Origin of the sequence: Zooshikella ganghwensis DSM 15267 (assembly GCF_000428585.1) — a bacterium.
GTDB lineage: Bacteria > Pseudomonadota > Gammaproteobacteria > Pseudomonadales > Zooshikellaceae > Zooshikella > Zooshikella ganghwensis.
This window is the reverse complement of the sequence record NZ_AUAF01000049.1, coordinates 15,609-31,100: the sequence shown is the minus strand read 5'-3', so window position 1 is coordinate 31,100 and position 15,492 is coordinate 15,609. Positions and strand designations below refer to the sequence as shown.

12 protein-coding genes and 4 tRNA genes are annotated in these 15,492 nt (G+C 41.0%); 7 read left to right on the top strand and 9 right to left on the bottom strand.

All coding sequences use genetic code 11. The annotated features are described in order from the left end of the window. The 6 genes from F607_RS29510 to F607_RS32830 all read left to right on the top strand — a co-directional run. A partial coding sequence (locus F607_RS29510) for an ATP-binding protein (RefSeq protein WP_038291201.1) occupies positions 1-224 on the top strand: 224 nt, incomplete at its 5' end. 51 nt (positions 225-275) lie between these two features. Continuing rightward, positions 276-1,022 carry a hypothetical protein gene (locus F607_RS0112470; protein ID WP_027708350.1) on the top strand — a complete coding sequence of 249 codons (747 nt, stop codon included), beginning with the start codon at positions 276-278 and terminating at the stop codon, positions 1,020-1,022. A 173-nt stretch (positions 1,023-1,195) separates the two neighbouring features. Continuing rightward, positions 1,196-2,158, top strand: a complete 963-nt coding sequence (locus F607_RS0112465) for a transposase (protein WP_211233636.1) — start codon at positions 1,196-1,198, stop codon at positions 2,156-2,158. Positions 2,159-2,295: 137 nt separating this feature from the next. Further along, positions 2,296-3,906: a hypothetical protein gene (locus tag F607_RS0112460; protein ID WP_027708348.1), complete on the top strand. Its 1,611-nt coding sequence runs from the start codon at positions 2,296-2,298 to the stop codon at positions 3,904-3,906. Between the two features lie 211 nt (positions 3,907-4,117). Next, positions 4,118-4,633, top strand: coding sequence for a glycoside hydrolase family 108 protein (locus F607_RS29505; RefSeq protein ID WP_051311426.1), 516 nt, complete (start codon positions 4,118-4,120; stop codon positions 4,631-4,633). Further along, entirely contained in the window at positions 4,630-5,088 is a 459-nt protein-coding gene (locus F607_RS32830; protein ID WP_051311424.1) for a 3TM-type holin, read from the top strand. The genes F607_RS29505 and F607_RS32830 overlap by 4 nt, the downstream gene beginning before the upstream one ends. Before the next feature lie 236 nt (positions 5,089-5,324). Here F607_RS32830 and F607_RS0112445 read toward each other — a convergent pair whose 3' ends face one another. The 9 genes from F607_RS0112445 to F607_RS0112405 all read right to left on the bottom strand — a co-directional run bounded on the left by F607_RS0112445 (position 5,325) and on the right by F607_RS0112405 (position 12,280). After that, positions 5,325-6,212: a hypothetical protein gene (locus F607_RS0112445; RefSeq protein ID WP_027708347.1), complete on the bottom strand. Its 888-nt coding sequence runs from the start codon at positions 6,210-6,212 to the stop codon at positions 5,325-5,327. Between the two features lie 117 nt (positions 6,213-6,329). Then, positions 6,330-8,390, bottom strand: coding sequence for a TerD family protein (locus F607_RS29495; RefSeq protein ID WP_051311422.1), 2,061 nt, complete (start codon positions 8,388-8,390; stop codon positions 6,330-6,332). Between the two features lie 387 nt (positions 8,391-8,777). After that, positions 8,778-9,824, bottom strand: a complete 1,047-nt coding sequence (locus F607_RS0112430) for an RNA ligase (ATP) (protein WP_027708346.1) — start codon at positions 9,822-9,824, stop codon at positions 8,778-8,780. A 91-nt stretch (positions 9,825-9,915) separates the two neighbouring features. After that, entirely contained in the window at positions 9,916-10,473 is a 558-nt protein-coding gene (locus F607_RS0112425; RefSeq protein WP_027708345.1) for an HNH endonuclease, read from the bottom strand. A 43-nt stretch (positions 10,474-10,516) separates the two neighbouring features. Continuing rightward, positions 10,517-10,813: a response regulator gene (locus tag F607_RS0112420; RefSeq protein ID WP_027708344.1), complete on the bottom strand. Its 297-nt coding sequence runs from the start codon at positions 10,811-10,813 to the stop codon at positions 10,517-10,519. 98 nt (positions 10,814-10,911) lie between these two features. Then, positions 10,912-10,986 (bottom strand) — tRNA-Lys (locus F607_RS0112415). A gap of 9 nt (positions 10,987-10,995) precedes the next feature. Then, positions 10,996-11,072, bottom strand: a tRNA-Leu gene (locus F607_RS0112410). A gap of 6 nt (positions 11,073-11,078) precedes the next feature. Further along, a tRNA-Tyr gene (locus tag F607_RS34080) sits at positions 11,079-11,166 on the bottom strand. 1,037 nt (positions 11,167-12,203) lie between these two features. Then, a tRNA-Ile gene (locus tag F607_RS0112405) sits at positions 12,204-12,280 on the bottom strand. A gap of 751 nt (positions 12,281-13,031) precedes the next feature. Here F607_RS0112405 and tagH point away from each other — a divergent pair. Continuing rightward, complete coding sequence (gene tagH, locus F607_RS0112400) at positions 13,032-15,485, top strand: type VI secretion system-associated FHA domain protein TagH (protein WP_027708343.1); 2,454 nt, start codon at positions 13,032-13,034, stop codon at positions 15,483-15,485. Positions 15,486-15,492: the final 7 nt, after the last annotated feature.

The following is a 15,492-nucleotide window of genomic DNA, read 5'->3' as shown; positions in this document are numbered from 1 at the left end:
CTAAACGCTATGAATATGGCAGTATCATCGTGACCAGCAACTTACCCTTCTCGCAATGGTCAGGAGCCTTTGCCAATGACCAAACACTCACTGCAGCCCTTTTAGATCGTCTTTTACATCACGCACATATAGTTCAAATTAGCGGCCATAGTTACCGATTAAGGGGAAAAAAGATGGCTGGTATTACACCTGAAATGAATACCAACGTAACAATAACCAATTAACGAAACCAAACGTAGGGTGGGTCAGTTTTAAATTGCTGGATTACCAGAAAAGTGGGTCAAAATTCAATTGCTGTTGACAACGGGGTGTCAGAACTAATTACGCTTACCACTCAGGAAACTACAAGGTTGGAGAATGTCGGGCAGGAAGCTGCAACGTTAGCACGAGCAGGAAAAACTGAGGATAATGAAGAAAGGCAAAAGTTAAATGCATCATACGATACGTTGATAAATAAAAACAAAGACTTTCAACTCACACTTAGTGATTATGATAGAAAGTATGAGGAGGGTGTGGCGACAACCATGAGGATAGATGAACTGAGTGAGGCTGTAGAAAAACTTCTTCAAGATGTAGAAAAACTGGATAGTGACGAAGCAGTGAAAGCAACGGATAAAGAGTTGGCCAATATTAAACTCAGTGAAGCGAGGGCTGCATTGAAGGAGGCAGAAGAAAAAATGGAGTTATTAGATACGGATATAACCCGAGCCAGAACAGAATTGCAAAGCCAACAGCGGATACTTGAGCAAGCCCGAGATGACTTTGACTTTGTGAGCCGAGGATCAGCTCTCGGGCTTAGTCTTATTGGGAAAGGTATTCAGGATGGTCTTCTTGGGGCTGTGCCTAAAGTGCCTGAAGATGCAAGCATACGGGATGCTCAGGACGCATTTAGAACAGCAAGAGAAAAGGCTCGGAGCGTGAGGGATACTTCGTATACTGGTGGCAAAAATCGTCGGAATTTGGCTGCCCTGCAGGGTAGAGGAGGAACGAGGAAAAAAGGGGTCAAGTCTAGCAATAAATAGTTAGGTTTACTAAACTTGCATGATGAGCAGACCATTACGTATAAAGTTCGAAGGTGCCTGGTACCATGTAATGAATCGCGGTGCTGGGCGGAAAACAATATTCTTGACGGATGAACAGCGAAAGTGAAAAGGGGTCAAGTCTAGTAATAAATAGTTAGGTTTACTAAACTTGCATGATGAGCAGACCATTACGTATAGAGTTCGAAGGTGCCTGGTACCATGTAATGAATCGTGGTACTGGGCGGAAAACAATATTCTTCACGGATGAACAGCGAAATTATTTTTTGTCATTGTTAGGGGACGTGAGTTTTCGCTTTGGCGCTGAAATCCATGCTTATTGTTTGATGAGCAACCATTATCACCTTATGATCCGAACGCCTGAGGGCAATCTTCAGCGCATTATGCGGCATATAAATGGTGTCTATACACAGTACTTTAATCGAACCCAGAAGAAAGATGGAGCACTATTTCGTGGGCGATATAAAGCGATAGTCGTAGATGCTGATGCGTATTGGATACACTTGTCTCGTTACATTCACCTAAATCCGCTGGATGCTAAGCTGGTTAAGCAGATATCGCAGTATCGTTGGTCCAGTTATCCAGCTTTTATCGGAAAAGTGAAAGGACCTGACTGGTTGATTCAAACGGACATATTGGGTGGTCGAGGAACCAAGAATCAGCGGGCTCGATATAAAGCATTTGTCGAGGCGGGTGTGGATAATGAATTAAAAAAATTCTACAGCAAAAAGGGGTTATCCCTTATTTTGGGAGATAAAGATTTTCAGAGTCGAGTACTGGCAGGCATGGAAGAGAGCATTGATGTGCCAGATATTCGAAAACACCAAAGTCGAAAATCGATCACTGAGATAGTGGCTGTGGTCGCTAGTTATTATCAAGTGCCGCCTAACACGCTTTACGAAGTTGTACGTGGCAGGAATGTAAGTCATCCCGGCCGAGCAATGGCTATGTTCTTGGCGCAAGAGCAGGGAGGGCATACTCTATCTGCGATTGCGTCAGCCTTTAAGTTGAAGTCCTATGCCAGTGCAAGCTCCAGTATACGAAACCTTCGCCAGAGGTTGGTGGGGAGTAAGAAACTGCGTAAAGATTTAAAACAGTTATTGCTTGCGCTGGCCTAGGCCCTAGTAACTGTATTAGTTTTTTATTCAAAAGCATTAAAAAAACACTTTAAAAACCAGTGTAAGCTGGTTTTTTTACCTAAAAAAATCTATTTACACATGGTGTCTAATTACAAACCTTATTCAAAGGACTATCTATGATTCTGTCAGCAGCCAAGAAAAAAATGTCTAAACAAAAAAAGAAGAGAAAAAACGCTAATGAGAAGGCTTTTGGCATTAAGGATCAAAATGACAGTGGAGAAAACGATGAAAAATCAGATGAAGCTTCAGAGTTAGATACCCAATCGCAACATAGATTAAAAAAAGCATCTAAAGCATTAAACGAGGCACAGGCAGATGCCGCTCTACCGAAAACGGTTGCAAAGGTCGGTGGTGCTGCCATTGCATCGGCCACATCCAGTGCTACAAAGCTGGCGCGTAAAAAGCCTGTGGAAATGTCAGCGGATGAATTACAAAAAGCCATTGATGGTGTGGATGCCGCCATCGGCGATGGGAAAATTTTATTGCCGGCAGATGCCGGTATTTTAGCGAGAGCATTGGCCGTATTAAAAAAAGCATTAATAGAATTAGGTGGTGGAAGTCTCTCTATTAAAAATAAAGGAGAGCTGGAAGACTTAGTTGATCAAAAACGAAAAAAAGAGTCTGGTGATTCAGAAACAAGCAATGCTGAGTTACCAACTGGAGAAATGGCAAAGCAAAAACAAGTAGAGGTTGCTAAAGCCGTTGAAGGTGTTCGGCAAGCTCAACAGCAAGTCGCGTATAACCGTCAACAGCGGGGTGAACCCACGGCTGACCCTAATAACGAAACGTTAAAAACCGTTAAACGTATTGATGCGGATAATTTAGATGCAGAGGGCATGGCTAAGGCATTGGACGATGTTGAAAAAGCCATAGCAGAGGGCAAAACTCTGGCACCAGAAGGAGGATCTTTATTACAGCGTATGTTGTTTGCGCTTAAAAAAGCTCTTTTTGATCTGGCGGGAGTGGAGTTTAAGCAGGAGATAACCAATAAAGAAGAATTATTAGATTTAATCCAATCTAAATCCAATAATACTTCAGATAACGAACCTAAAGATGAAACCAATTCCCCTGAAAGGGCGGCAAAAATAAATCGAGTAAAATCCGCAATTGAAGATGTAAAAGAAGCCGAAGCACACATTGCTCGTCAGCAACAGACGGAAGGGCCAATCGGAGGGGTTGCTGTTCAAGGTGCGTTAAAAGCCATTAGTGAAACGCCACCGGAAAAAATGACAGAACAACAATTGCATGATGCGATTAAAGCAGTAGATGACGCCTTAGAAAAAAATAAGGTGATGTTATCTGCTGATACTGGCTTATTGACGAGATTACTTTATATTTTAAAACAGGCACTATTTTCTTTGGGTGGCGCAGATCCTGAATGGGAATATGAAGACCGTCAGAAATGGGTGGATAAACTGGATTCGCTGCAACGGGAGCAGGAAAAAGAGCGCGAACAGGTACATAATAATACTGAATTAAATGCTGAAGCGGACTCAGATAAGTCAGAGGTTGATGCAGCGGATGACGATATAAATCACGAACAAGACAGTACTTCAGACCAAGATACGCTTTCATCACAAGCCGAAGATATTGATAAGCTTCCAGCGCAAGACAATAGCCCCCTAATTAATCCTGATTATAAACAGGTTTCAGCATTCAATGATGCGCTGGTTGACGTGACTCGTGAGCAGCAACGACTTAAGTTGTCCTATCCCGATTGGCATTAAGAATATTAAAAAAGCCCTGATGGAGTTGGGTAATTGCAACGTGCTTTATTTGCGCTCAAAATGGTGCTGCTTGCCGCTATAAAAAATAATTAAACCAATTATTTAACAGATAACAATAAATGCCTAAGCAAACTTAATCATGATAATAGTCTTTTACTGATTTGTTTTAACTTTGTGTATATAGTCAGTTTAAATAGAGGAGCTAAATAGTATGGCTGATTTTAACCCTGCATTTGATACCATGATTCGCAATGAGGGAGGGTATATTAATCACTGTGTGTCAGGTGATAAAGGCGGGCAAACGTACGCCGGTATTTCTCGTAAATTTCATCCTTATTGGAGCGGTTGGGCTATTCTTGATAAAAATGATATGAATAACGCTAAGCTGACAGAAATGGTTTATACTTTCTATCAACAGGCTTTTTGGCAAAAAATGAAAGGAGATGAAATACATAATCAACAAATTGCAACATCTATTTTTGACTTTTCAGTAAATTCAGGAATTAAAACTGCAGTTAAGCTTGCTCAGGTTGTTGTGAGCACAACTCCTGATGGTATTCTTGGTCAGCAAACACTTTGCCATCTTAATCATGCCGAAGAAGAGTTATTTGTGAATAAATATGCCTTAGCAAAAGTAGCACGCTATCGCGAAATAGTTAAAAAAGATAAAAGCCAAGAGAAGTTTTTATTGGGTTGGTTAAATCGAGCATTAGCAGTTGTCTTATGAAACTTTTAGGGACAACAGCAATCATAAAACAAATTGGTGAGTTGGCAGATGACTTATTTACCTCTGATGAAGAGCGGTTAAAAATTGCCAATGAAGATAAAAAAATAAAAGCTGATTTAATTCAAGCACAAACTAAAATTAACATGACTGAGGCACAACACCAAAGTGTTTTTGTGGCAGGATGGCGACCTTTTATTGGTTGGGTGGGGGGAATCGCTTTAGCCTATCAATTTATATTTTATCCAATGATGGTATGGGGGTGGGCCTTAGGACAAGCTCAGGGTTGGATTCCTTGCCATATTGATATGCAAATCACTGCAGACGTTTGTACTTACACAACGCCACCTGTATTTGACCGGGGTCCATTATTCGCCATCATTACAGGTATGCTGGGTATTGGCGGACTGCGTTCATTGGATAAACGAAATAAAGTCGAAACAAAAAAAATTCATTAAAATATACATTTTTTTCAGATCAAAACCATATAACAATTATAGAGTAGCTTACACAAAAACCTTCCTTCTAACGTTTCTTTGCCCAAAGTCTGAATAACAGTCTTCGAACAGGCAAAGAATTCCTTATCGAAGGCTTAGTTGCAGCCTTTTTGTGACAAATAGTTCAATGCTCGTCATCCAACCTTTTTTTGGCATTGATACAGTGTGTATACAACACGCTTATTATTTATACTAATTTAACGAATTGCCCGTAAGGCTGTAAGTAAATCCGGCAGTAGTTGTATAAAGGTTCCAATGTGAGCAATAATACTGGTGGCATCAGGTTTAGTTTGCAGGATGCTGTTTTCTACACGAGTAATCACTTCGTGTAGGAATTTTTTAGCGCGAAATTTATTTACACCATACTCAGTTAATGGTGCGATGAGTGGCGTTGCTGCTAGTAACACCAGAGCGCCACTGACAGCACCACCGACTGATATCCAGGTTGGTACACCAGCCCATTTTGCCCATAACGCCCCCCAATACGACTGTTGACTGATATAAAGACTCGTCGCTGCTGCAGAACCGATACCTAAAGCACTGCCGAAGACCAGCTTATCGCTGAAAGAACGACCGATTAGCCCTAAGGTAAAAAAGATAGCCATATCCCGGCTACCTTCATGTGTTATTGTTAATCGGCTGAGTGCTTGCTGTAGATGTTGTTGGGCCTGTTCTGGTGTATAGGTGTCAATGATCTGTTTTATTTCCAGCCAATCTTCGGGGTTAACATCTGGGTGTTTGGTGATGTGGGTTATGATTGTTTGTTCAAGCGAAGGTAAATCAAGCAGTTCATTAATCAGTATTTGACTAATTTCTATTTCTTTCTGGCTTAGAGATAATGGTTTTTCGATGTGTTTTCCCGCTAACCGTTTAGCAAGACGCCATGTGGCTCTGGGAATCGTAGCAAGGTCGCGAGGGATATCTTTGCGATGCTGCCAGTGGCGGTGAAGCACACGGCGTAAGGAGGCAAAGTGCTCTGCATAAACTTTATCAACACGCTCTTGTGCTGCTGTAAAATGGCTTTTTACCAAGGCTTGCAGTTCTTCTTCCCACTGCTCAGTCGAGTTGAGTATTGGTGTTGACATCGCGTATTGTATGTTTAGTGGCTACTGATGTTTATATTGTTACTGATTTTGCTAACAAACAATAGAACATACTAGTAAGAAAAGCTGATCGCGAGGTGAAATCTCACCTCGCTGTTATCAATCGATATAGTCTGCATTAATATCATTGATGTGAAACGGTGTAACGCCTTCATCCAATGAAAACACCGTATCAGCTTCATCACGGTGTTTAACCCTGGCGCCACGCGCTTTGGTATGCAATGAAAATAAGTCATACAAGGATAACTTATGACTCATAGTGATCACAGCTTCAAGCTTTTCTTCGATTGATGCGTAGTTGGATTCAATATTATTGCCACCATAAAATCTATGCCCTTTCATAGCAATATCGACCCAAATCGCTTTGCGTTCCAGTAAATCGAATACAACAGGGATCACATTGCGTGATGCGGTGCGTACATCAATTTTTTGTTCAACCGTTTTAGGATCGTAGACTTCATTGCTATTAGGCTTTGAGCGCGTCATCCAGCCTGCATAACAAGTCTCGTGCTGCTCAAAGGTAGGACCGTTAAATACAAGTACATTCATGACCACATAGCGAGCACCACACTGGCAAGCACTGTTGATATCAATATCAATAAATTCACTGGCACCATTGGTAGCACGAGTAATGTCGCCACTATGATAGGCTTTGTACTTTTGCGATTTTAAATTGGTATAGCTTACATACTCGATTAACTGAAACTGCTCATCATGAAATGATGCACTTAAGTCGATATCAAGCCCAACCCAATAAATAAAAAATCGCAATGTGCTTTTATCACCAATCGGTAAACGAGTGCCTCTTGCAACATTAAATAAACCTTCAGCTGCACTGCGTTGCTGTGAAGGAACAGGGCAATGCATAAGCTCTGGATCTATCCAAACATTACCTAATGAAGTTTTTTTCGAAAAACGCTCAATTAGGCGAGACTCAATGCCTTTTTTAAGAAGCAATACAATGGACTTGCCCAATGCTTCAAGAGGCGCATTCACCAATACTGCTTTTTGCACGTTACCTTTTGGAAATATCACACGTTTATCAACATCTGAGGCTCGTCTACCAATATGTCCTAGCAGCTGCAGTAAGTTTCTTGTTGGTATTTTATCGGCAATATCCAAGAATGCATTCGCTACAAGAATTTGATCTTCACAGTTTTCAGTCATTCGTAATGTCTGATCAAGGCGTCGGCCAAACTCACCTGGGCGCTGACGTAATAAATCAACAACAGATTTGAAATCATTGACTTTGATTAATGCTTCCAGTTTACTGTAGAAGCTTGCCAGCGTTTCATTATTGCGTGCTTTTTTCGCGATGGCATTAACGTGATTAGACAGTTCACCAACATGTAAACCATGAAATAACCGCACCCACTTGTTTCGGTGACGACCAATATCTTCCTCATTAATGACTTTTTCAAGCGCTCTTACAAGTAACTTTCGGTATTTACGAGGCAGCGATTTAAACTTGGTATTTGTTGCCAGTGAAACATCGCCTTCCGATAAATAAGTGGCCACACGTAATACATCTGTTGCAGTTTTAACTAAATGAAAAATAGGTTTTTCCTGCTGCATTAATTCTGCGATAATCACACATTTGTTTTCTGCAAATGGAATATCATCTGGGTATTGAAGGTTATCGTAATGACGGATAAACCAGCTGATTATTCCTTTGTCTTCATCAGATAATGAGTCTGCAGATGCAACTAACGTTGTGAATATATTTCTAAAACTGGTTTCAGTAACAACGTCAATTTCACGATACTTTATCGCTTCAAATGCAGAGGAACGAGATAGTGACTTATATTCAGGCAGCCATTGGCCGTATGTCCAGTAATGACATAGAGCATTAAAATATAGCTCAATAGAGGAGGTGTTTATGACCTGCTCTGGGAAATTTGGATACATAGGCCGATGCGTTACATCACTACCAGTCATTGCTTTTAAATAACCAAGCATTTTTTCGTGAAGCGTTTTAATTAATGCTAATGGAGATTTTTCTAAGGCTTCAAACAAAGCCTTAGTCATTACAAACCCTAATTGCATCATTTCCGCATTGAGGGTTAATACTGCTGCGTAATTTTGATTGTTATCATTGCCTGAATCGACAACCAATCCGTTTAGCTTAGTTAAGCTGATTTTAATTTTATGTGTATCCATAATGAGTTCCTAAAAAATTAATAAGAGAGCAGCAACGCTAAACAGGTCGATCCTAAGTCGACTGCCTTTAGGGCAGTTAGAAGGAAGCGTTTGCCATAGCCTATTAAAGTGAGGAGAGCGAATGATCTAGTTTCATGGAAAGAGAGTATAGAAGGAAGATCAATCATAGCCTCGCCCATGATATTGCACATCGTGGGCCAACTCTTAAAAACTATCTAAAAAACATTGATAACTTATTTAAATATAATAATTTATTTTTTATCTATGTCCTGCAAGCGCAGAACTAGATCTTTTAAGTTTTAAAGTTAAGTATTTAATTAGATAGTAATCTATCAAATTAAATAATTATGGTATTTGTTAGGTATGGGGCTAAGGTTAGCCCTATATCTATTTGTAACTGTGTTTTAGAAGGTAATAGTTTGAGATGACTTTAAATGAAAGTCGTCCATTTACTTCTTTAAACACCAAACCTTCTCGTCGTGTTTTTGGGTTTAATGATGGCCCATCAGCAATAGCCAGTAATGTTTCCAAATCACTGCCAATATTTGTGAGTTTATCAACAGTAACATGAGGTACGTGTTCCAGCTGTCCACCATATGAGCGTAATTCATTAACAACCGCATGGCGGTCATGATGACCAAGATAGCACTGTGCATCGATATCGTAGATATCATACAAATAGAATGCTTGGCCTGTGAGTTTCTCAGGATTTCCTTGAATTCCTTCGCCAATAAGTTCACCTTGCAGCGCAATGTTTTTACCTAAAAGGCTCAGAGAATCAATTAATCTTGAAGCTCGTGCCACTTTCCATAGAGAGTTTCCTGGTGTTTCTGTTAGCCACCAGTTACGGCCACAAACACCTATTTCACTATCGTTGTGAAAAACAGTCATACTGGACCCGTCAAGTTTGACTGTAACTTCAAATAAACTGTTCAACTCACTCACCCAAACATCAGGCAAGTTTTGAATACGCTCTTGATCAGTTTTACGAATGAAGCTTGGAAATCCACCATGTACTTCTCCAGACAAACATGCAGGAATAGGTGCTTCCCATTTTTCAATATTGAGTAGTCCACTGAAGTCTCGATCTCGAATATCAGATAATTCAGCACCATCAATTTGCAGCATAATTTCTGGAAATACCGTTAATGGCAAAATTAATCCTTGAGAGAGTTGCCCTCGTAATTTCATCGTTCTTAAGCGAATACCTTCCTTCTCTTGCCAAGTAATTTTATTTTTTGCAAGAAATGCAAAACGCTCATCTTCTATTGGTAAAAATGAATCAATTTCAAAGAATACACATGGATCATTAACAGAGAATTCATTTTTTTTGACAACGACAGTCCAACCTTCAACCGTTGCACATTCAATGGCATCTGCATCGGGTATGGATGAAATTGCATCCACCTTTCTTACTGTAACTAGTTTACGCATACTACTTCCTTATTGGGGGTATTCATGTCTAATTACCCCAATACTTTCCTTTTAATATCCATACTATCTATGTTCCAGATGAAGCCGCCATTTAAGCGGCTTTCCAATCCCGGTTACCCGTAAATTGCTTTTCCAAATATTCCATTTGGTCTGCAAGTACCGTATGTTGTGCAAGGAACATTGACTCAAAAACATTGGGCCGAAATGGTACTGCCAACAATGCCATACCAGCTGCTTCAGGTGTTCGGTCTGCTTTGAACTGGTTGCATCGCCGGCAGGCTGCTACAACATTTTCCCAGATATCCGGACCACCTTTTGATCGTGGTATAACATGATCTCGCGTTAATTCCGCGTGAGTGTGTTGAGTACCACAATACATGCATTGGTAGTTATCTCGACGAAACAGCATTTGATTGTTAAACCCTGCTGTACGACGTCGGTGGTGTATATCACCTCTTGTTGCAATAACTGGACTGATCTCTAAAAAAGACTGTTCACCGCTTATACGGTTAAAACCGCCCAATAAAATCAGATTTTTTTTACCCAGTTCCCATTTGACCAAATCTTTTACATAAAGCACTGCAGCATCTTCGCAAGAAAGCCAAGAAGTAGGTGTGCCTGAAAGATCTAGTCGTAATACTCTGCCCATGTTAATTACTCTTTATCTATACCCTTCACGAAGGGTACCGTTATCAATGTCCTTTAATAAATGTTGTACCATCTGCTGTACGATAGCCGCTCCTTGTTAATGTTAAAGCTAACAAGACGCGTTTATCACGATCACTTTCTGTTATCACCACAAACCGTGGAAGTAAATTTTTTTCTCTGGCCCACTCTAAAATAACCTTGCCGTTATGTCGGCCATTTAAGTAAAAATCAATTGCCAGAATAGAAACGCTATGTTCATTTAATATTTTTTTTGCGGAATTACCATCATTGCAGTATATATCAGCGTTATAATTACCGCGCTTACTCACAGCTACCCGCACGGTATTTTCCTCCTTTGAAAATGCTTAGGGCTATCAGCTCCGCAATGATCAGGCTTGAAACATCAGAGCATTACCCGCTGAGCAAATCTTTCATTAAATGGTTGGAGGTATGGGAATTGAACCCATCTATGCCGGATTAAAAGTCCGGTGCTCAACCGCTAAGCCAACCTCCATTCGTAAATTGGTACCCAGCCCCAGATTCGAACTGGGAACATCCTGATTCTAAGTCAGGTGCCTCTGCCAATTGGGCTAGCTGGGCAATAATTGGTGAGGGTAGATGGAGTCGAACCACCAAAGCTTTCGCCACGCGTTTACAGCGCGCTAGAGTCGCCACGTCTCTTCTGTGTACCCTCGGAAATTTATTTATATTAATTCATGAGTACAATTGAAAAATAAATACGCAAAATATTAATTAATCTATTGCACTTTACACGAGCTATTTTAAAAACCCTTCGTATTGGGTATATGTTGGCTCGTGTTTGCGAATCTTTTTAAACGATACTTGGCGAATTATTTTATTTCAAGTAAGAATTTTATTTGGTTTTGTGTGGATATTCGTTTGAGTTATATGGTTTATTTTAGCGTGCTTTTTATTAAGGGTGAGTGGATTCCTATCGCCAAAAAATGCAATATTTGAGACAAGGGATCTCGGAGAAAAAATGACAATTATTCATAATTTCTCTACCAGTTAAAATAAGCTCATCATCTATAAAAAATCGTTCTAAACGTCACCTAAATATTTTTTCCTTGCTTACTTACTTTGTTCTAATCAGTGTGCCATCGCAGGTTCAATAGACTGTATTATGTTACGGGAACAGAGGTAGCTATTGAGCTTTTAGCTCTAAATTATTTTCTTCGGGCGAAAAAAAACCCGAAAAGCTAACTTAGCCTTCCGGGTTTTCGTATGCTGTAAGTAAACGATGTCTGGAAGGCTTATTGCCTACCAGATGTCACATTCTTAGCAGGCAAAATAGGGACGCACGAGTTTCTCCAGGGAAATATCTATCATCCCCGGCGTCCAACTATATAAATTACCTTGTTGTGAATGTAAGTGAATCATCGTTTTCTCAAAATCTGGTTTGCGGGCATTATAGGGTTGTGAATAGGAAATGCAACATATTCTCTTTAGTGGTGCGTGAATAAAGTAACGCAGGACTCTTCAATGTTATTGATGTTCAGTCAAAATACTTGTCACTTGATCAGAGGGTACTCAACGATGATCTGAGATTTGGCTGCACATAGTGAGTTTACAGTGACAGTGCTTTCATAAAGCTATGAAATGGGTGTTGAGAACGAAGTTAGTATTAGGGATCAAGGGCGGACAGGGATTCAATGATCGAAACGATCTATGAACATGCTCGGTTTGCTTCAGAGGATGAGAGGGTATGTATGGTGGGCCCTGCTGGACTTGAACCAGCGACCAACCGATTATGAGTCGGTTGCTCTGACCAACTGAGCTAAGGGCCCCTAACAGGGTCACGCATTATACGCGATCATTTTCAAGAATGCTACAGGTTTTTTATGTACGCTGATGCTTAGTTTTTGACTAAAAAATATACAGCCAACCTGTCGGTAATGTCTTTCTATATGAGTCTATATAAATGCTCTTGCTCTTTTTCTAATATTGAAAAAATACGTGGGCGATAACTCAATTGAGGTTTGAAAGTACGAAATAAAGTACATGTGGTTATTAAATTGAGTCATTTTATTAAAAGATACTGAATGTGTGAGTGTTTTACAATTTTTTAAGTTAAGCAGGTGTTGTGTAAATAATTATTATAGTGAGAAATAAGTCATGTAGTTTATTGTTTTAAAGCATGTTTTGGGTCGCTATATAACAATTAATTTTGTGTTTAAATATAGCCACATAACTATACCCTTCACGAATCATTTTTAGGGTTTGTTGTCAGCGCTCTTCACCCCAGTCACTTATTAATATAAGCTCCGGGGGCTTCATCGCTTGACGGCCGCCCCTAAAACCCTTCGTTTTGGGTATATATGTTGTTAGAAAGTCATCGCTCTTTCCTAGTTGCAGCGGATACGAGTCTTGTAAATTATTTATAGGAGTAGTGTTCGTTCAAGTAATTTTGTGAAGCGATTAACTATACTTACCTGTAATTCGTTTTTTAAACCTTTTTGAGTGATAAACATTGTGAATATCACTGTGCCATTTGCGGATGTTGTATGTTGCAAGCAGTAAAAACACAGGATCAATAACGTGGAACTGTTGCTGAAGGTTATCAGTCCCCAGCGTCATGAAATGGGACAAAATGAAATGAGGGTTTTTCAACCTTCAGGAGGAACTATTGGCCGCGCGAGTCAAAATGATTGGGTGTTGCCTGATAAGAACCGTCATTTATCGAGTAAGCATGCAACGATTACTTACGAGCAGGGGGCTTACTTTATTACGGATACCAGTACCAATGGTGTTTATCTCAACAATTCGTCCGAACCCCTTGGTAGAGGCCATACTGTCCGCTTGCAGCATGGTGATCACATTCAAGTGGCAGACTTTGTTATAGAAACTGAGCTGCTTCAGGACGCAAGCCTGGTGCCTACGTCGAGCTTATCAGCTGAAACACGCGGGGATGATCTTAATGGCTTGATTACACCGCAAAAAACTCAGGTTGAACTAGATCCACTGGCTTCATTTTCAGAGCAAAGTAGCTCTTCGCTTTATTCGTTCAGTACAGATGCCAGCATAGATCAAAACCAGCAACCTTTTGATCCTTTAGATGGGTTTATTGGTGCTGGCGGTGCTCAGTCAGACCATGACTCTGTTTTAGATTCGAGTTTTATTCCACCAACACCTGTTGGCACTGATCCACTGTCTAATGATATCGGCATACCAGGTTATCCTCCACCTCAACCACCAACAGCAGAACCTTCCAGCTTGGCGCCCAACCCTCAAGCTCATCAAGATTTATTAGCTGGTTTTGGCGCTGATGGTTTGGGTAGTACACCATTACAGTCATCTCCGGCCTCATCACCGGCAATTGGGGAAATGGGTAAAACGCCGTTGACGAATGACCCTTATATAGCTTCCCCCTCACAGCATAATAATTCCGAACAACCGCTTATTCCTGATGGTTTTTTACAAGGGGGGAATAATCAAGCAAACCCAGGCTATCCTGGTCCTGGTGCTATGGAGTCATCTGCAATTACCGCAGAGCCTCAGCCACAAGGTCCTAACTTTTTACAAGAAGATATTACACCGCCAGGCTTTGATGCTGAACATGTTGACCTTGGTTCAGAGCAAGCACAAAGCAATCCGGTAAACAGCCAAGGGCCGTTGATTCCTGATGACTTTATGTCAGTGCAGAGTGCAGTCAACACTTCTCATCAAGCTCAAGCCGTCAATGAAATACCTGCAATAAAAAGTGATACAGGCTTAATACCAGATGACTTTTTGGCTGACTTTGGACCTGCGATAGATTCATCGGAGGCTGCTTCGCGCGTTGTTGATGAGAAAGCTAAAAGTGAAGAGAAAAGTGAAGTTACCTGGGGCAACCATCGAGCAATAGAAGACTCACCGTTACCTGATCATGATCAGCCACTTTTTGCCAATGATTTCTCTGCTTCAACCGAAGCCTCTGATCTACCAAATCAAAGTTTAAAGCAGAGTGGAGAAGAACCTCTAGTAGCTGATAATCCAGAGCAGGTGATATCGGGTGATGATATTTTAGCCGCATTTGAAGCGCCTTCTGCTGCAGAGCCAATGCCGAGTAAGTCGGCTAAAGCTGATGCTTCTGCAAGCCAGGATGCTTTCAATGTGGTACCAGCTGGGCAGAAGGCATTTCCAAAACCTCGACCACCTCGACCCAGGCGGGGACAGTCTGGGGCTCAGAGGCCTAAGGCACAACCAATTGCCAGTCAGGAAAGGCCACAGCCTGAGCTGCAAAAGCCGGTTCGGGTCAAGGTTGAGCAGCAGTATGAAGCAAAATCCAATGTATCAGCGGCGATGCCAGTATCTCAGCAAGAGCAGCCCAGAACTCAACCTGACTCAAGCGCTTCTCAAACCGCTACTTCTACAAAACAAACGGATGCGCCTCAGCAGCCTACTATGCCGGCTATACCCGTTAAACCTGATAAAGCATTTAACCAGTTGCTGCTGCAGTTGGGTATTAATCCAAAGGATGTACCTGCTGAGCAATACAATCAGCTACCAGCTACACTTGGCAAAGTGATTCATAAAACGATAGAGGGGTTAATTCGGTTAATGATGACACGGGCGAACCTCAAAAATGAGTTTCGTATGTCGATGACGATGATCCGTACACAAGAAAACAATCCTCTTAAGTTTTGTGTCAGTGCTGACCAGGCGATTAAACAAATGTTAGTTAATCCTTTGCAAGGCTATCTGGATACTGAAAGTGCTGTTGAAGAAGCATTTCTGGATTTTGACAAGCATCAGTTGGCGGTGATGGCGGCTACCCGATCCGCTTTAAACCATATGCTGAGTCGTTTGGACCCAGAGCGGTTAGAACAGCGCTTTGATGATTCAAAAAGCAAGGGCATGTCATTTGGTAATAAGCGAGCACGTTACTGGGAAGCTTATAAAGAGTTCTACCGCGATATTCTTGAAGAGGAAAATGTATTTCAAGCGTTATTTGGTAACGAGTTTGCCTGTGCTTATGAAGAACAGATCAATAAATTAAACCAGGATAATTAAACTGGAG